This window comes from Streptomyces sp. DSM 41931 (genome assembly GCF_050271085.1).
Classification (GTDB): Bacteria; Actinomycetota; Actinomycetes; order Streptomycetales; family Streptomycetaceae; genus Streptomyces; species Streptomyces albogriseolus.
Genome location: NZ_CP189902.1, coordinates 1,056,736 through 1,078,299, shown reverse-complemented (window position 1 = coordinate 1,078,299; position 21,564 = coordinate 1,056,736). Strand labels below are relative to the sequence as shown.

General features: G+C 71.3%; 19 protein-coding genes. 17 read left to right on the top strand and 2 right to left on the bottom strand.

Going from position 1 to position 21,564, the window contains the following annotated elements; all coding sequences use genetic code 11:
- The first annotated feature begins 66 nt into the window (after window positions 1–66).
- The gene (gene relA, locus ACP7TJ_RS05155; RefSeq protein WP_093768295.1) at window positions 67–2,592 is read left to right on the top strand and encodes a GTP pyrophosphokinase; all 2,526 of its coding nucleotides are present in this window, start codon (window positions 67–69) and stop codon (window positions 2,590–2,592) included.
- A 75-nt stretch (window positions 2,593–2,667) separates the two neighbouring features.
- Here relA and ACP7TJ_RS05150 read toward each other — a convergent pair whose 3' ends face one another.
- The gene (locus tag ACP7TJ_RS05150; protein ID WP_167744008.1) at window positions 2,668–3,897 is read right to left on the bottom strand and encodes a DUF349 domain-containing protein; all 1,230 of its coding nucleotides are present in this window, start codon (window positions 3,895–3,897) and stop codon (window positions 2,668–2,670) included.
- A 137-nt stretch (window positions 3,898–4,034) separates the two neighbouring features.
- Window positions 4,035–4,856 (bottom strand): peptidylprolyl isomerase, encoded by an 822-nt coding sequence (locus tag ACP7TJ_RS05145; RefSeq protein ID WP_167744007.1) that lies wholly within the window; start codon window positions 4,854–4,856, stop codon window positions 4,035–4,037.
- 183 nt (window positions 4,857–5,039) lie between these two features.
- On the opposite strand from ACP7TJ_RS05145, the gene ACP7TJ_RS05140 reads away from it, so the two are divergent.
- The 16 genes from ACP7TJ_RS05140 to ACP7TJ_RS05065 all read left to right on the top strand — a co-directional run bounded on the left by ACP7TJ_RS05140 (window position 5,040) and on the right by ACP7TJ_RS05065 (window position 21,465).
- Entirely contained in the window at window positions 5,040–5,750 is a 711-nt protein-coding gene (locus ACP7TJ_RS05140) for an MBL fold metallo-hydrolase (RefSeq protein WP_093768292.1), read from the top strand.
- An 11-nt stretch (window positions 5,751–5,761) separates the two neighbouring features.
- A complete protein-coding gene (hisS, locus tag ACP7TJ_RS05135) occupies window positions 5,762–7,024 on the top strand; it encodes a histidine--tRNA ligase (RefSeq protein ID WP_093768291.1) in 1,263 nt (420 codons plus the stop codon).
- Between the two features lie 260 nt (window positions 7,025–7,284).
- Window positions 7,285–7,950 carry a vitamin K epoxide reductase family protein gene (locus ACP7TJ_RS05130; protein WP_176710886.1) on the top strand — a complete coding sequence of 222 codons (666 nt, stop codon included), beginning with the start codon at window positions 7,285–7,287 and terminating at the stop codon, window positions 7,948–7,950.
- A 43-nt stretch (window positions 7,951–7,993) separates the two neighbouring features.
- Window positions 7,994–9,349, top strand: a complete 1,356-nt coding sequence (locus tag ACP7TJ_RS05125) for a replication-associated recombination protein A (RefSeq protein ID WP_093768289.1) — start codon at window positions 7,994–7,996, stop codon at window positions 9,347–9,349.
- A gap of 300 nt (window positions 9,350–9,649) precedes the next feature.
- A complete protein-coding gene (gene rpsD / locus ACP7TJ_RS05120) occupies window positions 9,650–10,264 on the top strand; it encodes a 30S ribosomal protein S4 (protein ID WP_019523761.1) in 615 nt (204 codons plus the stop codon).
- Between the two features lie 200 nt (window positions 10,265–10,464).
- A complete protein-coding gene (locus tag ACP7TJ_RS05115; protein ID WP_093768288.1) occupies window positions 10,465–10,914 on the top strand; it encodes a DUF948 domain-containing protein in 450 nt (149 codons plus the stop codon).
- Between the two features lie 7 nt (window positions 10,915–10,921).
- Window positions 10,922–11,290 carry a hypothetical protein gene (locus tag ACP7TJ_RS05110; protein WP_093768287.1) on the top strand — a complete coding sequence of 123 codons (369 nt, stop codon included), beginning with the start codon at window positions 10,922–10,924 and terminating at the stop codon, window positions 11,288–11,290.
- Window positions 11,290–13,962, top strand: a complete 2,673-nt coding sequence (alaS, locus tag ACP7TJ_RS05105) for an alanine--tRNA ligase (protein WP_093768286.1) — start codon at window positions 11,290–11,292, stop codon at window positions 13,960–13,962. Before ACP7TJ_RS05110 ends, alaS begins: the two co-directional genes overlap by 1 nt.
- 35 nt (window positions 13,963–13,997) lie before the next feature.
- The gene (gene ruvX / locus ACP7TJ_RS05100; protein WP_387792072.1) at window positions 13,998–14,462 is read left to right on the top strand and encodes a Holliday junction resolvase RuvX; all 465 of its coding nucleotides are present in this window, start codon (window positions 13,998–14,000) and stop codon (window positions 14,460–14,462) included.
- A 127-nt stretch (window positions 14,463–14,589) separates the two neighbouring features.
- Window positions 14,590–16,311: an endolytic transglycosylase MltG gene (mltG, locus tag ACP7TJ_RS05095; RefSeq protein ID WP_427762283.1), complete on the top strand. Its 1,722-nt coding sequence runs from the start codon at window positions 14,590–14,592 to the stop codon at window positions 16,309–16,311.
- On the top strand, window positions 16,311–17,138 hold the full coding sequence (locus ACP7TJ_RS05090; protein ID WP_189910323.1) for a shikimate dehydrogenase: 828 nt from the start codon (window positions 16,311–16,313) through the stop codon (window positions 17,136–17,138). Before mltG ends, ACP7TJ_RS05090 begins: the two co-directional genes overlap by 1 nt.
- 51 nt (window positions 17,139–17,189) lie before the next feature.
- Window positions 17,190–17,525: a hypothetical protein gene (locus tag ACP7TJ_RS05085; RefSeq protein WP_189910322.1), complete on the top strand. Its 336-nt coding sequence runs from the start codon at window positions 17,190–17,192 to the stop codon at window positions 17,523–17,525.
- A gap of 181 nt (window positions 17,526–17,706) precedes the next feature.
- Window positions 17,707–18,891: a chorismate synthase gene (gene aroC / locus ACP7TJ_RS05080; RefSeq protein WP_093768281.1), complete on the top strand. Its 1,185-nt coding sequence runs from the start codon at window positions 17,707–17,709 to the stop codon at window positions 18,889–18,891.
- 26 nt (window positions 18,892–18,917) lie between these two features.
- Complete coding sequence (locus tag ACP7TJ_RS05075; protein ID WP_189910380.1) at window positions 18,918–19,400, top strand: shikimate kinase; 483 nt, start codon at window positions 18,918–18,920, stop codon at window positions 19,398–19,400.
- Entirely contained in the window at window positions 19,397–20,491 is a 1,095-nt protein-coding gene (aroB, locus tag ACP7TJ_RS05070; RefSeq protein WP_167744002.1) for a 3-dehydroquinate synthase, read from the top strand. The genes ACP7TJ_RS05075 and aroB overlap by 4 nt, the downstream gene beginning before the upstream one ends.
- A gap of 131 nt (window positions 20,492–20,622) precedes the next feature.
- Window positions 20,623–21,465, top strand: a complete 843-nt coding sequence (locus ACP7TJ_RS05065; protein WP_093768278.1) for a Pro-rich N-terminal domain-containing protein — start codon at window positions 20,623–20,625, stop codon at window positions 21,463–21,465.
- Window positions 21,466–21,564: the final 99 nt, after the last annotated feature.

The following is a 21,564-nucleotide window of genomic DNA, read 5'->3' as shown; positions in this document are numbered from 1 at the left end:
CGCTCTCGCTACCATGGGGTCTCCGGAGCCTGACCGGGGGACCCGGATCGCGCACGAGGAGCCCTCTTGCCAGACGAGGCCCAGCACCTGACCGCCGCCAAGCCCGAGCCCGCCTCGGCGCCGGCGGCCAAGCCCGCACCGGACACGCCCCAGGCGAAGAACGACACCCGCGGGCCGGTGCAGCGCGCCCAGGGGGCTCCCGTGGACAAGCCCGAGCAGCCGCGGCCCAAGCCGTCCCCTCCCGAGCGCTCCGCGTCCCTGGCCCGCCCCAACACCGGCCAGCCCCGCTCCGGCTCCTCCAACCGCGTCCGGGCCCGCCTGGCCCGGCTCGGCGTCCAGCGGGCCAACCCGTACAACCCGGTGCTGGAGCCGCTGCTGCGTATCGTGCGCAGCAACGACCCCAAGATCGAGAACGCCACGCTGCGCCAGATCGAGAAGGCGTACCAGGTCGCCGAGCGCTGGCACCGCGGCCAGAAGCGCAAGAGCGGCGACCCGTACATCACGCATCCGCTCGCCGTCACCACGATCCTCGCCGAGCTCGGCATGGACCCGGCCACCCTGATGGCCGGTCTGCTGCACGACACGGTCGAGGACACCGAGTACGGCCTGGAGGACCTGCGCCGCGACTTCGGCGACGTGGTCGCGCTGCTCGTCGACGGCGTCACCAAGCTGGACAAGGTCAAGTTCGGCGAGGCCGCCCAGGCCGAGACCGTGCGCAAGATGGTCGTCGCCATGGCCAAGGACCCCCGCGTCCTGGTCATCAAGCTCGCCGACCGCCTGCACAACATGCGCACCATGCGCTACCTCAAGCGCGAGAAGCAGGAGAAGAAGGCGCGCGAGACCCTGGAGATCTACGCGCCGCTCGCCCACCGCCTGGGCATGAACACCATCAAGTGGGAGCTGGAGGACCTCGCCTTCGCGATCCTCTACCCCAAGATGTACGACGAGATCGTCCGCCTGGTCGCCGAGCGCGCCCCCAAGCGCGACGAGTACCTCGCCATCGTCACCGACGAGGTGCAGCAGGACCTGCGGGCCGCCCGCATCAAGGCGACCGTCACCGGCCGCCCCAAGCACTACTACAGCGTCTACCAGAAGATGATCGTCCGCGGCCGTGACTTCGCGGAGATCTACGACCTGGTGGGCATCCGCGTCCTCGTGGACACCGTCCGCGACTGCTACGCGGCCCTCGGCACGGTGCACGCGCGATGGAACCCGGTCCCCGGCCGGTTCAAGGACTACATCGCGATGCCCAAGTTCAACATGTACCAGTCGCTGCACACGACGGTCATCGGCCCCGGCGGCAAGCCCGTCGAGCTGCAGATCCGCACCTTCGACATGCACCGCCGCGCCGAGTACGGCATCGCCGCGCACTGGAAGTACAAGCAGGAGGCCGTCGCCGGCGCCTCCAAGATCCGCACCGACGCGCCCAAGTCGTCCGGCAAGAGCAAGGACGACCACCTCAACGACATGGCGTGGCTGCGCCAGCTCCTCGACTGGCAGAAGGAGACCGAGGACCCGGGCGAGTTCCTGGAGTCGCTGCGCTTCGACCTCTCGCGCAACGAGGTCTTCGTCTTCACGCCCAAGGGCGACGTCATAGCGCTGCCCGCCGGCGCCACGCCCGTGGACTTCGCGTACGCGGTGCACACCGAGGTCGGCCACCGCACCATAGGCGCCCGGGTCAACGGGCGTCTGGTGCCGCTGGAGTCGACCCTCGACAACGGCGACCTGGTGGAGGTCTTCACCTCCAAGGCGGCCGGTGCGGGCCCCTCCCGCGACTGGCTCGGCTTCGTGAAGTCGCCCCGCGCCCGCAACAAGATCCGCGCCTGGTTCTCCAAGGAGCGCCGCGACGAGGCGATCGAGCAGGGCAAGGACTCCATCGTCCGCGCCATGCGCAAGCAGAACCTGCCCATCCAGCGCATCCTCACCGGCGACTCGCTGGTCACGCTGGCGCACGAGATGCGTTACTCGGACATCTCCGCGCTGTACGCGGCGATCGGCGAGGGGCACGTCTCCGCGCAGAACATCGTGCAGAAGCTGGTGCAGGCCCTCGGCGGCGAGGAGGCGGCCACCGAGGAGATCGACGAGTCGGTCCCGCCCACCCGCAGCCGCCGCAAGCGCCGCTCCAGCTCCGACCCGGGCGTCGTCGTCAAGGGCGTCGAGGACGTGTGGGTCAAGCTGGCCCGCTGCTGCACCCCGGTGCCCGGCGACCCGATCATCGGCTTCGTCACCCGCGGCAGCGGTGTCTCCGTGCACCGCAGCGACTGCGTGAACGTCGACTCGCTGTCCCGTGAGCCCGAGCGGATCCTCGAGGTCGAGTGGGCGCCCACCCAGTCCTCGGTGTTCCTCGTCGCCATCCAGGTCGAGGCGCTGGACCGCTCCCGGCTGCTGTCGGACGTCACGCGCGTGCTGTCCGACCAGCACGTCAACATCCTGTCCGCGGCCGTGCAGACCTCCCGCGACCGGGTCGCCACCTCCCGCTTCACCTTCGAGATGGGCGACCCCAAGCACCTGGGCCACGTCCTGAAGGCCGTACGCGGCGTGGAGGGCGTCTACGACGTCTACCGCGTCACCTCGGCCCGCAACCGCGGCTAGGACGCGAGGAAGACACACGGAAGGGGCCGCCGTACCTCGGGTACGGCGGCCCCTTCGTCGTGTCCGTCGCCCGGCTCAGCCGCCGAACTCCTGGAGACCCTTCAGGGCCTGGTCCAGCAGCGCCTGGCGGCCCTCCAGCTCCCGCTCGAGCTTCTCCGCCTTCGCGGTGTTGCCCTGCGCGCGGGCCTGCTCGATCTGGCCCTTCAGCTTGTCCACGGCCGCCTGGAGCTGACCGGTCAGACCCTCGGCCCGGGCACGGGCCTCCGGGTTGGTCCGGCGCCACTCGGCCTCCTCGGCCTCCTGGATCGCGCGCTCCACGGCGTGCATCCGGCCCTCGACCTTCGGGCGGGCGTCCCTCGGAACATGGCCGATGGCCTCCCAGCGCTCGTTGATCGCACGGAACGCGGCCCGGGCGGCCTTGAGGTCCTTGACCGGCAGCAGCTTCTCCGCCTCGCCGGCCAGCTCCTCCTTGAGCTTGAGGTTCTCCGCCTGCTCCGCGTCACGCTCCGCGAACACCGAGGAGCGGGCCGCGAAGAAGACGTCCTGGGCGCCGCGGAAGCGGTTCCACAGTTCCTCCTCGTGCTCGCGCTGGGCACGGCCGGCGGCCTTCCACTGCGCCATCAGGTCGCGGTACCGGGCCGCGGTCGGACCCCAGTCCGTCGAGCCCGACAGCGCCTCGGCCTCGGCGACCAGCTGCTCCTTGATCCGGCGGGCGTCCTCGCGCTGCGCGTCCAGCTGCGCGAAGTGCTGCTTGCGCCGCTTGGAGAACGCCGACCGCGCGTGGGAGAACCGGTGCCACAGCTCGTCGTCGGACTTGCGGTCCAGCCGCGGCAGACCCTTCCAGGTGTCCACCAGGGCCCGCAGCCGCTCCCCGGCCGCCCGCCACTGGTCCGACTGCGCCAGCTCCTCGGCCTCGACGACCAGCGCCTCCTTGGCCTGCCGCGCCTCCTCGGACTGCCGGGCCCGCTGTGCCTTGCGCTCCTCACGGCGCTTCTCGACCAGCTCCACGAGCTTGTCCAGCCGGACCCTGAGGGCGTCCAGGTCGCCGACCGCGTGATGGGCGTCGATCTGCTCGCGCAGGTGGCCGATCGCGGCCATGGCGTCCTTGGACGACAGGTCGGTGGTCCTCACCCGCTTCTCGAGGAGGCCGATCTCGACAACCAGGCCCTCGTACTTGCGCTCGAAGTAGGCCAGCGCCTCGTCAGGGGAGCCGGCCTGCCAGGAACCGACGACCTTCTCGCCGTCGGCCGTACGCACGTACACGGTCCCCGTCTCGTCGACGCGGCCCCACGGGTCGCTGCTCACAGCGCCTCCTCCACATGATGCCGTCGAGGGGCCTGTGTGCTCCCCCGGGCATCGTCCACAGTTTCGTCACGGCCAACATAGGCGACCGACGGGATGCCTGTCCGCATCCCGCGCGACCGAAATTACGCAGTTGGGGCTCAGGATGCGGTGACGGTCGCCTTGTCGATCACGACCGTCGCGTTGGGCGCCCCGTCGCCGGCCCCGGTGCTCTCCCCGGCGTCGGCGATCTTCTTCAGAACCTTCATGCCCGCGTCCGAGACGGTGCCGAACGGTGTGTAGTTGGGCGGAAGCTGACTGTCCTCGTAGACCAGGAAGAACTGGCTGCCGCCACTGTCCTTCTGCCCGGTGTTGGCCATCGCCACCGTGCCCGCCGGGTACGTGTTGTTCTTCAGGCTCGGGTCCTTCAGGTTCTCGTCCGGGATCGTGTAGCCGGGACCGCCGGTGCCCGTGCCCGTCGGGTCGCCGCACTGCAGGACGTAGATGCCGTTGGTGGTGAGCCGGTGGCACTTCGTGTGGTCGAAGTAGCCCTTGCCCGCGAGGAAGTGGAACGAGTTGACCGTGTGCGGGGCCGCCGACGCGTTCAGCGCCACGTCCACCGTCCCGCAGGTGGTCTCGAGCTTCATCGTGTACGTCGCCGACTTGTCGATCGACAGCGCCGGCTCCTTCTTCCACGTCTGCTTCTTGACCGTGCCCTCGGCCGGCTTCTCGCAGGGGTCCGGGGCCTTGCCGGTCTTCTCGGCCTCCGGCGTGACCTCCGCGGCCGCGTTGGTCTTGTCGTCGTCCTGCTTGAGCACCCCCGTCGTGTACAGCGCGAGGCTGCCGATCAGGGTCACACCGAGCACCGACGCGATGACCGCGTTGCGGACCCGCGACTTGCGCCGCGCCTCGGTACGCCGCTGCTGCTGCCGCAAGAACTTCTCCCGGGCGAGCTGACGCCGCCGCTGCTCCTGGCTGACCACCGGGTTCTCTCCTCATGCGTCTCGTGTGCCGGCCGGTACGCGTGCGTGCGTGCGGTGAGCCGACCGCCTGCGTGTGCCCCGTACCGTATATGGGTTCGCTGAGGAATCGGCAGCGCCGGTAGGCTCTGACCACGGGCGCAGCCCGTCGCAAGCCTCCCGTACCGACACAAACGAAGGACGATCGTGCTCATTGCCGGGTTCCCCGCCGGGGCATGGGGGACGAACTGTTATCTTGTCGCCCCCGCCGCCGGTGAGGAGTGCGTGATCATCGACCCGGGCCACCAGGCCGCCGACGGTGTGGCGGAGGCGGTCCGCAAGCACCGGCTCAAGCCCGTCGCCGTCGTCCTCACCCACGGCCACATCGACCACGTCGCCTCGGTGGTCCCGGTCTGCGGGGCGCACGACGTGCCCGCCTGGATCCACCCCGAGGACCGGTACATGATGAGCGACCCGGAGAAGGGCATAGGCCGGGCCGTCGGCATGCCGCTCATGGGGGAGCTGACGGTGGGGGAGCCGGACGACGTCAAGGAGCTCGCCGACGGCGCCACGCTGAACCTGGCGGGTCTGGAGTTCTCCGTCGCGCACGCCCCGGGCCATACCAAGGGGTCGGTGACCTTCAACCTGCCCGAGTCGGCCGACATCCCGCCGGTCATGTTCTCGGGCGACCTGCTGTTCGCCGGCTCCATCGGACGCACCGACCTGCCCGGCGGTGACATGGCCGAGATGCTCGACTCGCTGGCCCGCGTGTGCCTGCCGCTCGACGACTCGACCGTGGTGCTGTCCGGCCACGGCCCCCAGACCACCATCGGCCAGGAGCGCGCCACCAACCCGTATCTGCGGCAGGTGGCCGCCGGCCAGGGAGCCCCGACCGAGGCTCCCCGACGAGGAATGTGACGAGTACTTCCGTGAGCACCTTCAAGGCACCCAAGGGCACCTACGACCTGCTGCCGCCCGATTCCGCCAAGTACCTCGCCGTGCGCGAGGCGATCGCCGCCCCGCTGCGCGGCTCCGGCTATGGCTACATCGAGACGCCCGGCTTCGAGAACGTCGAGCTGTTCGCGCGCGGCGTCGGCGAGTCCACCGACATCGTCACCAAGGAGATGTACGCCTTCGAGACCAAGGGCGGCACCAAGCTCGCCCTGCGCCCCGAAGGCACCGCCTCCGTGCTGCGCGCCGCCCTGGAGGCCAACCTGCACAAGGCGGGCAACCTCCCGGTCAAGCTCTGGTACTCGGGCTCGTACTACCGCTACGAGCGCCCGCAGAAGGGCCGTTACCGGCACTTCTCCCAGGTCGGCGCCGAGGCGATCGGCGCGGAGGACCCGGCGCTCGACGCCGAGCTGATCATCCTGGCCGACCAGGCGTACCGCTCCCTGGGCCTGCAGAACTTCCGCATCCTGCTCAACAGCCTGGGCGACAAGGAGTGCCGCCCCGTCTACCGGGAGGCACTGCAGACCTTCCTGCGCGGCCTGGACCTCGACGAGGACACCCTGCGCCGTGCGGAGATCAACCCGCTGCGCGTCCTGGACGACAAGCGCGAGGCGGTGCAGAAGCAGCTCGGGGACGCCCCGCTGCTGCGCGACTACCTCTGCGACGCCTGCAAGGCGTACCACGAGGAGGTGCGCGAGCTGGTCATGGCGGCCGGTGTGGCCTTCGAGGACGACCCCAAGCTGGTGCGCGGCCTGGACTACTACACCCGCACCACCTTCGAGTTCGTCCACGACGGCCTCGGCTCCCAGTCCGCGGTGGGCGGCGGCGGCCGCTACGACGGCCTGTCCGAGATGATCGGCGGCCCCGCGCTGCCGTCCGTCGGCTGGGCGCTCGGCGTCGACCGCACGGTGCTGGCCCTGGAGGCGGAGGGCGTCGAGCTCGAACTGCCCGCGGCCACCAGCGTGTTCGCCGTGCCGCTCGGCGACGAGGCCCGCCGGGTGCTCTTCGCGAAGGTCACCGAGCTGCGCAAGAACGGCGTGGCCGCGGACTTCGCCTACGGCGGCAAGGGCCTCAAGGCCGCGATGAAGGCGGCCAACCGCTCGGGCGCCCGGTACGCGCTGATCCTCGGCGAGCGCGACATCGAGCAGGGCGTGATCCAGCTCAAGGACCTGGAGTCCGGCGAGCAGACCGCGGTCGGCGTGAACGAGGTCGTGGCGGAGCTCGAGTCCCGCCTCGGCTGAGACGTCCGTGCCCGGGCGCCGGTCCCCTGCCCAGGGGGCCGGCGCCCGCGTCGTCAACAGCACGGCGTCCGCCGCCACCCTGGAGGGGAGCCGAGTCGGGCGTGTGTGCGGGCGCCCCGCGCGGAGCGGCCGAAACCCCGCGCCCCGGGGCGAACGCCTGTCCGTCCTTATCCCCGGTCAACAGCGAACCCCTGGCGCCGTACGGCACAATGGCCCCTGCCCGAAGCAGGTCCACACTCATGAGTGACGGAATCGGCGTGATGAGCAAGACGACAGTCAGGGACGTCGACATGGAGCCGCAATCCTCTCCCCCCGGTGGGAGTGACACCTCGCCCCGCACGGAGGGCGGCAGCAGGGCGCTCGCCTGGCTCCTGGTGATCACCGGCGCGGCCGGCGTGCTCGCCGCATGGGTGATCACGCTCGACAAGTTCAAGCTGCTCGAGGCCAAGGTCAAGGGCGAGACGTTCGTCCCCGGCTGCAGCCTCAACCCCGTCGTCTCCTGCGGCAGCGTCATGGAGAGCGACCAGGCCTCCGTGTTCGGCTTCCCCAACCCGATGCTCGGCCTGGTCACCTACGGCATCGTGGTCTGCGTCGGCATGAGCCTGCTCGCCCGGGCCCGCTACCCCCGCTGGTACTGGCTCACCTTCAACGCGGGCACCCTCTTCGGCGTCGGCTTCTGCGCCTGGCTGATGTTCCAGTCCCTGTACCGGATCAACGCCCTGTGCCTGTGGTGCTGCCTCGCCTGGGTCGCCACGATCGTCATGTTCTGGTACGTGACGTCCTTCAACATCCGCAAGGGCTTCCTGCCCGCGCCCTCCTGGCTCAAGAGCTTCTTCGGCGAGTTCACCTGGGTCCTGCCGGTGCTGCACATCGGCGTCATCGGCATGCTGATCCTGACCCGCTGGTGGGACTTCTGGACCAGCTGACCGCCCGCGCCGGGCTGTCGGCGCGGTGCCTTAGGGTTTCAGCGTGGAGCCCGACCTGTTCACCGCCGCAGCAGAAGAACGCCAGGAGAAGGACCCCGCCGGCAGCCCGCTGGCGGTCCGGATGCGCCCGCGCACCCTCGACGAGGTGGTGGGCCAGCAGCACCTGCTGAAGCCGGGCTCCCCCCTGCGCAGACTGGTCGGCGAGGGCTCCTCGGGCCCCGCGGGACCCTCCTCGGTGATCCTCTGGGGCCCGCCGGGCACGGGCAAGACGACCCTCGCCTACGTGGTCTCCAAGGCCACCAACAAGCGCTTCGTGGAGCTGTCCGCGATCACCGCGGGCGTCAAGGAGGTCCGCGCGGTCATCGACGGCGCCCGCCGCGCCTCCGGCGGGTACGGCCAGGAGACGGTCCTCTTCCTCGACGAGATCCACCGCTTCAGCAAGGCCCAGCAGGACTCCCTGCTCCCCGCCGTGGAGAACCGCTGGGTCACGCTCATCGCCGCGACCACCGAGAACCCCTACTTCTCGGTCATCTCCCCGCTGCTCTCCCGCTCCCTGCTGCTCACCCTCGAACCGCTCACCGACGACGACATCCGCTCCCTGCTGCGGCGCGCCCTCACCGACGAGCGCGGTCTCAAGGGCGCCGTCACCCTCCCCGACGACACCGCCGACCACCTGCTGCGCATCGCCGGCGGGGACGCCCGCCGCGCGCTCACCGCCCTGGAGGCCGCCGCCGGCGCCGCGCTGGACAAGGGCGAGCCCGAGGTGACCCTGGCGACCCTGGAGGAGACGGTCGACCGGGCCGCCGTGAAGTACGACCGCGACGGCGACCAGCACTACGACGTCGCCAGCGCGCTGATCAAGTCGATCCGCGGCTCCGACGTGGACGCCGCGCTGCACTACCTGGCCCGCATGATCGAGGCCGGCGAGGACCCCCGCTTCATCGCCCGCCGCCTGATGATCTCCGCCAGCGAGGACATCGGCCTCGCCGACCCGAGCGCGCTGCAGACCGCGGTCGCCGCCGCCCAGGCCGTCGCCATGATCGGCTTCCCCGAGGCCGCGCTCACCCTCAGCCACGCCACCATCGCCCTGGCGCTCGCGCCCAAGTCCAACGCCGCCACCACCGCGATCGGCGCCGCCCTGGAGGACGTCCGCAAGGGACTGGCAGGACCGGTCCCCTCCCATCTGCGCGACAGCCACTACAAGGGGGCGGGCAAGCTCGGCCACGGCAAGGGCTACGTCTACCCGCACGACCTGCCCGAGGGCATCGCCGAGCAGCAGTACGCCCCGGACGCCCTCAAGGACCGCGAGTACTACGAGCCCACCCGGCACGGCGCCGAGGCGCGGTACGCGGACGCCGTGGAGTGGACCAGGAAGCACCTCGGTCGCAAGCGGTCCTGAGCACCCTGTAGAATCACGCGGAGTGCTGTGTCCCGTGTCCGGCTCCGGTCGGCGCCTCAGGCGGGACGACCAGCCGGATCTTCGATCCAGGAGCGTCGCGCACCGTCGTAGGTGTCGCGGGCAGCCCACCACCACCCGTAAGTCCCGGGACCGGTCGGTGGGCCGTTCGTGTGCTGCACGTATGTGCCCAGTCCAGGGAGCGGCTGCCTGGCTCGTCCCTCGCGGACCTGCCGGGATTCCCGGGCTGCGGATGCGACCTCCCGTAACCCTGAGGCAGCCGAAACAGGAAAAGGAAAAGAAGTGGCGAACCAGTCCCGCCCCAAGGTCAAGAAGTCGCGTGCCCTCGGTATCGCGCTGACCCCGAAGGCCGTCAAGTACTTCGAGGCCCGCCCCTACCCGCCGGGTGAGCACGGTCGTGGCCGCAAGCAGAACTCGGACTACAAGGTCCGTCTGCTGGAGAAGCAGCGTCTGCGCGCGCAGTACGACCTCTCCGAGCGGCAGCTCGTCCGTGCCTACGAGCGCGCCTCCAAGACCTCGATGAAGACCGGCGAGGCCCTGGTCATCGAGCTCGAGCGCCGTCTCGACGCGCTGGTCCTGCGTTCGGGCATCGCCCGCACGATCTACCAGGCCCGCCAGATGGTCACGCACGGCCACATCCAGGTGAACGGCAAGAAGGTCGACAAGCCTTCCTTCCGTGTCCGCCCGGACGACGTCGTCGAGGTCCGCGAGCGCAGCAAGGAGAAGACCCTCTTCACGATCGCTCGTGAGGGTGGCTTCGCCCCCGACGGTGAGATCCCGCGCTACCTCCAGGTGAACCTCAAGGCCCTGGCGTTCCGCCTGGACCGCGAGCCGAACCGCAAGGAGATCCCGGTGATCTGCGACGAGCAGCTCGTCGTCGAGTACTACGCCCGCTGATCCAGCAGGCACGCGGTATCCCGAGCCCGTCGTCCCCCCGCCCTCCGGGGCGGGGAGGCGGCGGGCTCGTCCTCGCCCCGGCGCCTTCCGTCCGGGACCGGCGCCGTGGCGGACGGTAATCCGGTACGGAGACCCGTCACCGGCGCGATAGGCTCGGTGACACGACTTTCTCGATGTTCAGGCGCGTTTCAAGGGAGCGGGTGCACACAGTGTCCGGTGGCGAGGTGGCCGGAATCCTGGTGGCCGTCTTCTGGGCGATCCTGGTCTCCTTCCTCGCCGTCGCACTGGCGAGGCTGGCCCAGACGCTCCGGGCGACCACCAAGCTGGTGGCGGACGTGACCGACCAGGCCGTCCCCCTGCTGGCGGACGCCTCCGCGGCGGTGCGGTCCGCGCAGACCCAGATCGAACGGGTCGACGCGATCGCCTCCGACGTCCAGGAGGTCACCTCCAACGCCTCCGCGCTGTCCACCACCGTGGCCTCCACCTTCGGCGGCCCCCTGGTCAAGGTCGCCGCCTTCGGTTACGGCGTGCGCCGGGCCATCGGCGGCCGCAAGGAGGACGCGCCGGCCAGGACGCGGCGCGACGTGATCGTGGGCCGCACCGTCCCGGGCGCGCGGCGCGACAAGCGGACCCGGGGAAAGAAGGACTGACCCGACGATGTTCCGCCGAACGTTCTGGTTCAGCACCGGCGTCGCCGCCGGCGTGTGGGCCACCACCAAGGTCAACCGCAAGCTGAAGCAGCTCACCCCCGAGCACCTCGCGGTCGCCGCGGCCAACAAGGCGATCGAGGCCGGCGGCCGGCTCAAGGACCGGGCGGTGGACTTCGCCCTCGAGGTCCGCGACCACATGGACCGGCGCGAGGCCGAACTCGGCGACGCGCTCGGGCTGAACGCCCCCGTCGACCGTGAACTGCCCGCGCCCCGCGGCTACGCCGTGATCGAGAACCGCAACAGCCCCCCGTACGTCGAGGGCCCGAAGAAGTCGACGTACCCGACGTACCCGTACAACCGGAATGAGGACCACTGATGGAGTCGGCCGAGATCCGCCGCCGCTGGCTGAGCTTCTTCGAGGAGCGCGGGCACACCGTCGTCCCGTCGGCGTCGCTCATCGCGGACGACCCGACTCTGCTCCTCGTCCCGGCCGGCATGGTGCCCTTCAAGCCCTACTTCCTCGGCGAGGTCACGCCGCCCTTCGACCGCGCCACCAGCGTCCAGAAGTGCGTGCGCACCCCCGACATCGAAGAGGTCGGCAAGACCACCCGCCACGGCACGTTCTTCCAGATGTGCGGCAACTTCTCCTTCGGTGACTACTTCAAGGAGGGCGCCATCAAGCTCGCCTGGGAGCTGCTCACCAGCCCTCAGGACAAGGGCGGTTACGGGCTGGAGCCCGAGAAGCTCTGGATCACCGTCTACCAGGACGACGACGAGGCCGAGCAGATCTGGCACGAGGTCGTGGGCGTGCCCAAGGAGCGCATCCAGCGCCTGGGCAAGAAGGACAACTTCTGGTCCATGGGCGTCCCCGGCCCCTGCGGCCCCTGCTCCGAGATCAACTACGACCGCGGGCCCGAGTTCGGCGCCGAGGGCGGCCCCGCCGTCAACGACGAGCGGTACGTGGAAATCTGGAACCTCGTCTTCATGCAGTACGAGCGGGGTGAGGGCACCGGCAAGGACGACTTCGAGATCCTCGGCGACCTGCCCAGCAAGAACATCGACACCGGCCTCGGCCTCGAGCGGCTCGCCATGATTCTGCAGGGCGTGCAGAACATGTACGAGATCGACACCTCCATGGCCGTCATCGAGAAGGCCACCGAGCTGACCGGCGTCCGCTACGGCGACGCCCAGGCCTCGGACGTCTCCCTGCGCGTGGTCACCGACCACATGCGCACCGCCACCATGCTCATCGGCGACGGCGTCACCCCCGGCAACGAGGGCCGCGGCTACGTGCTGCGCCGCATCATGCGCCGCGCCATCCGCAACATGCGCCTGCTCGGCGCCACCGGCCCGGTCGTCAAGGACCTCATCGACGTCGTCGTCGGCATGATGGGGCAGCAGTACCCGGAGCTGATCACCGACCGCGAGCGCATCGAGAAGGTCGCCCTCGCCGAGGAGAACGCCTTCCTCAAGACGCTGAAGGCCGGCACCAACATCCTCGACACCGCCGTGTCCGAGACCAAGGCCGCCGGCTCCGCCGTGCTCCCCGGCGACAAGGCCTTCCTGCTCCACGACACCTGGGGCTTCCCCATCGACCTCACCCTGGAGATGGCCGCCGAGCAGGGCCTCTCCGTGGACGAGGACGGCTTCCGCCGTCTGATGAAGGAGCAGCGGGAGCGCGCCAAGGCCGACGCCCAGGCCAAGAAGACCGGCCACGCCGACCTCGGCGCCTACCGCGAGATCGCCGACCGGGCCGGCGCCACCGACTTCATCGGCTACACGGACACCGAGGGTGAGTCCGCGGTCGTCGGCATCCTCGTCGATGGCGTCTCCTCGCCCGCCGCCACCGAGGGCGACGAGGTCGAGATCGTCCTGGACCGCACCCCCTTCTACGCCGAGGGCGGCGGCCAGATCGGCGACACCGGCCGGATCCGCACCGACTCCGGCGCCGTGATCGAGGTCCGCGACTGCCAGAAGCCCGTCCCGGGCGTCTACGTCCACAAGGGAGTCGTCCAGGTCGGCGAGGTCACCGTGGGGTCCCGCGCCCACGCCGCCATCGACGACCGCAGGCGCAAGGCCATCGCCCGCGCCCACTCGGCCACCCACCTCACCCACCAGGCCCTGCGCGACGCCCTCGGCCCGACGGCCGCCCAGGCCGGTTCGGAGAACCAGCCCGGCCGGTTCCGCTTCGACTTCGGTTCGCCGTCCGCCGTCCCGCAGACGGTCATGCTGGACGTCGAGCAGAAGATCAACGAGGTGCTCGCCCGCGACCTCGACGTGCGCGCCGACGTCATGGGGATCGACGAGGCCAAGAAGCAGGGCGCCATCGCCGAGTTCGGCGAGAAGTACGGCGACCGCGTGCGCGTGGTCACCATCGGCGACTTCTCCAAGGAGCTGTGCGGCGGCACCCACGTGCACAACACCGCCCAGCTGGGCCTGGTGAAGCTGCTCGGCGAGTCCTCCATCGGCTCCGGCGTGCGCCGCATCGAGGCCCTGGTCGGCGTGGACGCCTACCACTTCCTCGCCCGCGAGCACACGGTCGTCAACCAGCTCACCGAGCTGCTCAAGGGCCGTTCCGAGGAGCTGCCCGAGAAGGTCTCCGCCATGCTCGGCCGGCTCAAGGACGCCGAGAAGGAGATCGAGAGGTTCCGCGCCGAGAAGGTGCTCCAGGCCGCCGCCGGCCTCGCCGAGTCCGCCAAGGACATCAAGGGCGTCGCCGTGGTCACCGGACAGGTCCCGGACGGCACCACCGCCGACGACCTGCGCAAGCTGGTGCTCGACGTGCGCGGCCGCATCCAGGGCGGACGGGCCGCCGTCGTCGCCCTGTTCAGCACGGTCGGCGGCAAGCCGCTCACCGTCATCGCCACCAACGAGGCCGCCCGCGAGCGCGGACTCAAGGCCGGTGACCTGGTGCGCGCCGCCGCCAAGACCCTCGGCGGCGGCGGTGGCGGCAAGCCGGACGTCGCCCAGGGCGGCGGCCAGAACCCGGCCGCCGTCGGCGAGGCCGTGGACGCCGTGGAGCGTCTCGTGGCGGACACCGCCAAGTGAGCGGTCCCGTGCACGAGCAGGCGGACGGCCCGGCCATGCGTCGCGGCCGCCGTCTCGCGGTCGACGTCGGGGACGCCCGGATCGGGGTCGCCTCCTGCGACCCCGACGGGATCCTCGCCACCCCGGTCGAGACGGTCCCCGGCCGGGACGTCCCGGCCGCGCACCGCAGACTGAGGCAGCTCGTCGAGGAGTACGAGCCGATCGAGGTCGTCGTCGGTCTCCCTCGCTCCCTCAAGGGGGGCGAGGGCCCCGCCGCCGCCAAGGTCCGCGGCTTCACCCAGGAACTGGCACGTATGATCGCCCCGGTTCCGGTGCGGCTCGTGGACGAGCGGATGACCACGGTGACGGCCAGTCAGGGACTGCGCGCCTCGGGCGTGAAGTCCAGGAAGGGGCGCTCCGTCATCGACCAGGCCGCCGCTGTGATCATCCTCCAGCAGGCACTGGAATCCGAACGGGTGTCAGGCAAACCACCCGGCGAGGGCGTCGAAGTGGTCATCTGATCGCGATACGGTAACGTTCCGCGCGATGCGGGCGGTGTTCGAACAGCCCCCGCACAGAGAGAGGCGGAGCGGAAGCCGCGGTCTTCAGGTGGCCGGGCTGCCGCCGCCTCGCGGCTCTAGGGGATCGATGACTGAGTATGGCCGGGGCCCAGGCTCCGAACCGTGGCATCCGGACGACCCGTTGTACGGGGACGGCGGATGGGGAGGACAGCAGGCCGCCCAGCAGGCCCAGCAGTCCTACGGCGGCCAGCCGCAGTACCACCCGCAGCAGCCGCAGCAGCAGTACGGCGACTGGGGCACGGGCGAGCAGCACGGGTACGGCGATCAGTCGTACCCGCAGTACGACGAGTACGGCCAGCAGTACGCGCCCCAGCAGCCTCAGCACCAGCAGCACCAGGCACCGCAGCAGCACCAGCAGCCGCAGTACGACCAGAACGGCTGGCCTACGGGCTCCTACCCCCAGGACCCGTACGCCGGCGGCCCCCAGGACCCGTACGCCCAGCAGCCCGCGCCCTACGGCGGCGAGCAGTCCGACTACTACGGCGCCCCCGAGGCATACCCGCCGCCCGAGCCTCCCGGCCGCCGGCGGCCCGAGCCGGTGCGGGAGCCCGAGCCGGGGACCGACTGGGACCCCGGGCCCGACCAGGGCGAGCACGCGTTCTTCGCGGGCGGCGACGACGAGGACGGCCGCGACGGCGAGCCCGACGACCGGCGCGGACGCGGCGAGCGCCGGGGCGGCGGGGACCGCAGGGGCGGCGGCAAGGAGAAGAAGCGGCGCAGCGGACTGGCCTGTCTCGTGGTCGTCGCGGTCTTCGGCGGCGGACTGGCCGGTGTGAGCTACTTCGGCTACCAGTTCTACCAGGATCGTTTCGGCAGCGCCCCCGACTTCGCGGGGTCCGGCAACGGCGAGCAGGTCACCGTCACCATCCCCAAGGGTTCCGGCGGCTACGCCATCGGCCAGGTGCTCAAGAAGATGGGCGTGGTCAAGAGCGTCGACGCCTTCGTCGCGGCCCAGGCGGCCAACCCCGACGGCAAGAACATCCAGGACGGCGTCTACACGCTCCAGAAGGAGATGTCGGCCGCGAGCGCGGTCGAACTGATGCTCAGCCCGAAGAGCCGCGACAACCTGATCATCGCCGAGGGCAAGCGCAACGCCGCCGTCTACGAGCTGATCGACGCGCGTCTCGAGGTCGAGAAGGGCACCACGGCCAAGGTCGCCGAGACCAGGTGGAAGACCCTCGGACTGCCCGACTGGGCCGTGAACCACCCGAACGTGAAGGACCCGCTCGAAGGGTTCCTCTTCCCCTCCAGCTACGCCGTCGCGAAGGGGCAGAAGCCGGAGGACGTGCTCAGGCAAATGGTGGCTCGTGCCACCGAGAAGTACGAGTCCCTGGACTTCGAGACCAAGGCGAAGAGCCTCGGCCTCGAAGGGCCCTGGGAACTGGTGACGGTCGCCAGCCTGGTGCAGGCGGAGGGCAAGACCCACGACGACTTCCGCAAGATGTCGGAGGTCATCTACAACCGGCTCAAGCCGACCAACACCGAGACGAACCAGAAGCTTCAGTTCGACTCGACCTTCAACTACCTCTTGGGCCAGAGCGAGATCGACATCTCCGAGTCGGAGATCAACAGCAACCCCGACCCGTACAACACGTACACGAACAAGGGCCTGCCGCCCGGTCCGATCGGCAACCCGGGCGACGATGCGCTGCAGGCCGCGCTGAAACCGACCCGGGACGGCTGGATGTACTTCGTGGCCACTGACGGCATGGACAAGACCGAGTTCGCCAAGACCATCGCGGAGCACCAGAGGCTCGTCGACAAGTTCAACGCGTCGAGGGGCAACTGATGCCGCCCGCCCGCCGTGCCGCCGTGCTCGGCTCCCCGATCGCCCATTCCCTCTCCCCGGTGCTGCACCGCGCCGCCTACGCCGAGCTGGGCCTGGAGGGCTGGACCTACGACCGGTTCGAGATCGACGAGAAGGCGCTGCCCGGCTTCTTCGAGACCCTCGGACCGGAGTGGGCGGGGCTGTCGCTGACCATGCCGCTGAAGCGGGCCGTGATCCCGCTGCTCGACGGGATCAGCGAGACGGCGGCCTCGGTCGACGCGGTCAACACGGTCGTCCTCACCGAGGACGGCCGCCGCACCGGCGACAACACCGACATCCCCGGCATGGTCGCCGCGCTGCACGAGCACGGCATCGACAAGGTGGACACCGCCGCGATCCTCGGCGCGGGCGCCACCGCCTCCTCCGCGCTCGCCGCGCTGTCCCGCGTCTGCACCGGAGAGATCGCCGTCCACGTGCGCAGCGAGGCCCGCGCCGACGAGATGCGGCAGTGGGCGGAACGCCTCGACGTCACCGTGCGGATCGCCGCCTGGGACGACGCCGAGGAGGCCCTGCACGCGCCGCTGGTCGTCAGCACCACCCCGGCCGGGGTCACCGACGCCCTTGCCCACGCCGTGCCCGAGCGCCCGGCGGCCCTCTTCGACGTGCTGTACGACCCGTGGCCGACGGCCCTCGCGGCGCGCTGGTCCGCGTACGGCGGAGCCGTGGTCAGTGGGCTCGACCTGCTGGTGCACCAGGCGGTGCTCCAGGTGGAGCAGATGACCGGCCGCTCCCCGGCCCCGCTGGAGGCCATGCGGCGGGCGGGTGAACAGGCCCTGGCAGCCCGGTAGGATCCCTGCTCGTTCCGCAGGGGGCGGGACACGAGGGAGGGGACCCTTTTCATGTCCGCAGGCGTGCCGCTGGCGTCCTGGAAGACGCAGATGTTCGAGTCGCTGCTGGGCTTTCTGCCCGACTGGGTGCAGATCACCGTGCTGGCGCTGGTGGTGCTCGCCTTCCTGACGGCCTGGACGGTCAAGCTCAAGCGCCGCCTCGCCGCCCGCCGCGCACCGCGCGCGGGCGCGCCCCTCCGGACGCAGGCGAGCGGGGCCGACTTCCTCGGCCCGTACGCCCCGCGGAACCAGGACGGCGGCGCTGCCCACTCGGGCGCCCGCGAGCCGAGCGGCGCCGACTTCCTCGGCGCCTACGCCCCGCGCCGCGAGGGCGGCGAGCGGGCCTGATCCCCGCGGCCGGCCGGTGATCCCGGCCGTCCGTCAGGTGGACCGGCGGCCGGAGCCCGCGCCCGGCGTGGGAGGATCGAAGGACGGCGGACCGGGACCCGCGCACCCCGTCCCGCCGCGCGCGTACGCGAACAGGAGCGTGCGCAGGGCAGTACCGGGGCGCGAACACGGAGGAGCACCGTTGAGCAGGTTGCGCTGGCTGACCGCGGGAGAGTCCCACGGTCCCGCACTCGTCGCGACGCTGGAGGGCCTTCCCGCCGGCGTGCCGATCAGCACGGAGATGGTGGCGGACCACCTGGCGAGGCGGCGGCTCGGCTACGGTCGCGGTGCCCGGATGAAGTTCGAGCGGGACGAGGTCACGTTCCTGGGCGGCGTCCGGCACGGCCTGACCCTGGGCTCCCCCGTCGCGATCATGGTGGGCAACACCGAGTGGCCCAAGTGGGAGCAGGTCATGGCGGCCGACCCGGTCGACCCTGAGGTGCTGGCCGGCCTCGCGCGCAACGCGCCGCTGACCCGTCCGCGTCCCGGCCACGCCGACCTCGCCGGCATGCAGAAGTACGGCTTCGACGAGGCCCGTCCCATCCTGGAGCGCGCCTCCGCCCGTGAGACCGCCGCCCGCGTGGCGCTCGGCGCGGTGGCCCGCTCGTACCTCAAGGAGACGGCCGGCATCGAGATCGTCTCGCACGTCGTCGAGCTGTGCTCGGTGAAGGCGCCGAAGGGCGTGTACCCGACGCCGGCCGACGTGGAGAAGCTGGACGCCGACCCGCTGCGCTGCCTGGACGCGGACACCTCGAAGGCGATGGTCGCCGAGGTCGACCAGGCGCACAAGGACGGCGACACGCTGGGCGGCGTCGTCGAGGTGCTGGCCTACGGCGTCCCCGTGGGCCTCGGCTCGCACGTGCACTGGGACCGCAAGCTGGACGCCCGGCTGGCCGGCGCCCTCATGGGCATCCAGGCCATCAAGGGCGTCGAGATCGGCGACGGCTTCGAGCTGGCCCGCGTGCCCGGCTCCAAGGCGCACGACGAGATCGTCGGCACCCCCGAGGGCATCAAGCGGGTCTCCGGCCGGGCCGGCGGCACCGAGGGCGGCCTGTCCACCGGCGAGCTGCTGCGCGTCCGCGCGGCGATGAAGCCCATCGCCACCGTGCCCCGCGCCCTCAGGACGGTGGACGTCACCACCGGCGAGCCGGCGCAGGCCCACCACCAGCGCTCCGACGTCTCCGCCGTCCCGGCAGCCGGCATCGTCGCCGAGGCCATGGTGGCCCTGGTGCTGGCGGACGCGGTCGCGGAGAAGTTCGGCGGCGACAGCGTCACCGAGACCCGCCGCAACGTCACCTCGTACCTCGACAACCTGGCGATCCGGTGAGCCCGCGGCTCGTTCTGACCGGCCCGATGGGCGTCGGCAAGTCCACCGTCGGGCAGCTCCTCGCCGAGCGACTCGGCGTCGGCTACCGGGACACCGACGACGACATCGTCGCCGCCGAGGGCCGCGCCGTCTCCGACATCTTCGTGGAGGACGGCGAGCCCGCCTTCCGCGCCCTGGAGAAGGAGGCCGTGCGGCAGGCGCTCGCCTCGCACGACGGAGTCCTCGCCCTGGGCGGCGGCGCGATCCTCGACCCGGACACCCGCGCGCTGCTCGCCGGGGAGCGGGTCGTCTACCTGTCGATGGACGTCGAGGAGGCGGTCCGCCGCACCGGCCTCAACGCCGCACGCCCGCTCCTCGCGGTCAACCCGCGCAAGCAGTGGCGCGAGCTGATGGAGGCCCGCCGTCACCTGTACGAGGAGGCGGCCACGGCCGTCGTGCCGACCGACGGCCGCACGCCCGAAGAAGTCACCGAGGCGGTTCTGGACGCACTGGAGCTGAAGGAAGCATGAGCAACGAGGCAGTGACCCGCATCCACGTCGCGGGCACGGCGGGCACCGAGCCCTACGACGTCCTGGTCGGCCGGCAGCTGCTCGGCGAACTCGCCGGTCTGATCGGCGACAAGGCCCAGCGCGTGGCGGTCATCCACCCCGAGGCCCTCGCCGAGACCGGGGAGGCGCTCCGCGCCGACCTCGCCGGGCAGGGCTACGAGGCCGTCGCCATCCAGGTGCCGAACGCGGAGGAGGCCAAGACCGCCGAGGTCGCCGCCTACTGCTGGAAGGCGCTCGGCCAGTCCGGCTTCACCCGCACCGACGTCGTCATCGGCGTCGGCGGCGGCTCCACCACCGACCTGGCCGGGTTCGTCGCCGCGACCTGGCTGCGGGGCGTGCGCTGGATCGCCGTGCCGACCACCGTGCTGGGCATGGTCGACGCGGCCGTGGGCGGCAAGACCGGCATCAACACCGCCGAGGGCAAGAACCTCGTCGGCGCCTTCCACCCGCCCGCCGGCGTCCTCTGCGACCTCGCCGCCCTCGACTCCCTCCCGGTCCACGACTACGTCTCCGGGCTCGCCGAGGTCATCAAGGCCGGCTTCATCGCCGACCCGGTGATCCTCGACCTGATCGAGTCCGACCCCGAGGCCGCCCGCACCCCGGCCGGACCGCACACCGCCGAGCTGATCGAACGCTCGATCCGGGTGAAGGCCGACGTGGTCTCCAGCGACCTCAAGGAGTCCGGCCTCCGCGAGATCCTCAACTACGGCCACACCCTCGGCCACGCCATCGAGAAGAACGAGCGGTACAAGTGGCGCCACGGCGCCGCCGTCGCCGTCGGCATGCACTTCGCCGCCGAACTGGGCCGCCTCGCCGGCCGCCTGGACGACGCCACCGCCGACCGCCACCGCACGGTCCTCGAGGCCGTCGGGCTCCCGCTGCACTACCGCTACGACCAGTGGCCCAAGCTGCTGGAGAACATGAAGGTCGACAAGAAGTCCCGCGGCAACCTGCTGCGCTTCATCGTCCTCGACGGGCTCGCCAAGCCCACCGTGCTGGAGGGCCCCGACCCGGCCGTCCTGCTCGCCGCCTACGGCGAGGTGGGGGAGTAGCCGCCTGACGGGCACTCATCACCGCCCCCGGCCGTTCACACAACGGCGGCAGGGGGCGGTACCGTTCGGTAGCGCGGGGACGGCCCCCGCTGTCAGTGACCCATTGCCTGTACGAGACGGAGTGGCACCGGATGCAGCACGCAGTGGGTTCTCCGCTGCCGCCGCCCCACCAGCCGGGGCACGGACCGGCCGCCGGCTGGTCACCGGCCGCACACCACCCAGGTCAGCACCAGCAGGGCCCGGCGGCCCCGATGCCCGCCCAGCACCCCGGCTACCCGGCGCCCCCGCCCCCGGCGGGCCCCCAGCACGCCTCCATGCCCCCGCCGCCGGACACCACCGGCCATGTCACGCTGCCGCCCGGCGGCCCGGTCGGCATGCCGAGCCCGCCGCAGGCCCCGGCGACCCCCGACCCGACCGCGACGACCCTCGCCGTGCTGCTCATCGGCCCCGCGGGCGCCGGCAAGACGAGCGTGGCCAAGTACTGGGCGGACCACCGCCGGGTGCCCACCGCGCACATCAGCCTCGACGACGTCCGCGAATGGGTCCGCTCCGGCTTCGCCGACCCGCAGACCGGCTGGAACGACAACTCCGAGGCGCAGTACCGGCTGGCCCGCCGCACCTGCGGCTTCGCCGCCCGTAACTTCCTGGCCAACGGCATCTCGTGCATCCTCGACGACGCCGTCTTCCCGGACCGCCCGGTCGTCGGCCTCGGCGGCTGGAAGCGGCACGTCGGCCCCGGCCTGCTGCCCGTCGTCCTCCTGCCCGGCCTGGACGTCGTCCTGGAGCGCAACGCGGAGCGCAGCGGCAACCGCCGCCTCGGCGACGAGGAGGTGGCCCGCATCCACGGCCGCATGGCCGGCTGGTACGGCTCGGGGCTGCCGATCATCGACAACTCCCAGCTGGACATACCGGAGACGGCCCGCATCCTCGACGACGTCCTCACCCGGGCGATCGCCAGCCCTCCGAAGTGGTGAGCCCCGAAGTGGTGAGCGCGGAGGCGGCGACCTCGGCCTCCTGAGGGCACGGGCCCCGGCACGGAGCGGCCGCGACCCCGGTCGGCCCCGCTCGACCGG

What these genes read in the sequence shown, in the direction of transcription:
- ACP7TJ_RS05130 (WP_176710886.1), top strand. Translation starts at nt 7,285, where the DNA reads ATGAGCAAGACGACAGTCAGGGACGTCGACATGGAGCCGCAATCCTCT.
- ACP7TJ_RS05110 (WP_093768287.1), top strand. Translation starts at nt 10,922, where the DNA reads ATGTTCCGCCGAACGTTCTGGTTCAGCACCGGCGTCGCCGCCGGCGTG.
- alaS (WP_093768286.1), top strand. Translation starts at nt 11,290, where the DNA reads ATGGAGTCGGCCGAGATCCGCCGCCGCTGGCTGAGCTTCTTCGAGGAG.
- ruvX (WP_387792072.1), top strand. Translation starts at nt 13,998, where the DNA reads ATGCGTCGCGGCCGCCGTCTCGCGGTCGACGTCGGGGACGCCCGGATC.
- mltG (WP_427762283.1), top strand. Translation starts at nt 14,590, where the DNA reads ATGACTGAGTATGGCCGGGGCCCAGGCTCCGAACCGTGGCATCCGGAC.
- ACP7TJ_RS05090 (WP_189910323.1), top strand. Translation starts at nt 16,311, where the DNA reads ATGCCGCCCGCCCGCCGTGCCGCCGTGCTCGGCTCCCCGATCGCCCAT.
- ACP7TJ_RS05085 (WP_189910322.1), top strand. Translation starts at nt 17,190, where the DNA reads ATGTCCGCAGGCGTGCCGCTGGCGTCCTGGAAGACGCAGATGTTCGAG.
- ACP7TJ_RS05075 (WP_189910380.1), top strand. Translation starts at nt 18,918, where the DNA reads ATGGGCGTCGGCAAGTCCACCGTCGGGCAGCTCCTCGCCGAGCGACTC.
- aroB (WP_167744002.1), top strand. Translation starts at nt 19,397, where the DNA reads ATGAGCAACGAGGCAGTGACCCGCATCCACGTCGCGGGCACGGCGGGC.
- ACP7TJ_RS05065 (WP_093768278.1), top strand. Translation starts at nt 20,623, where the DNA reads ATGCAGCACGCAGTGGGTTCTCCGCTGCCGCCGCCCCACCAGCCGGGG.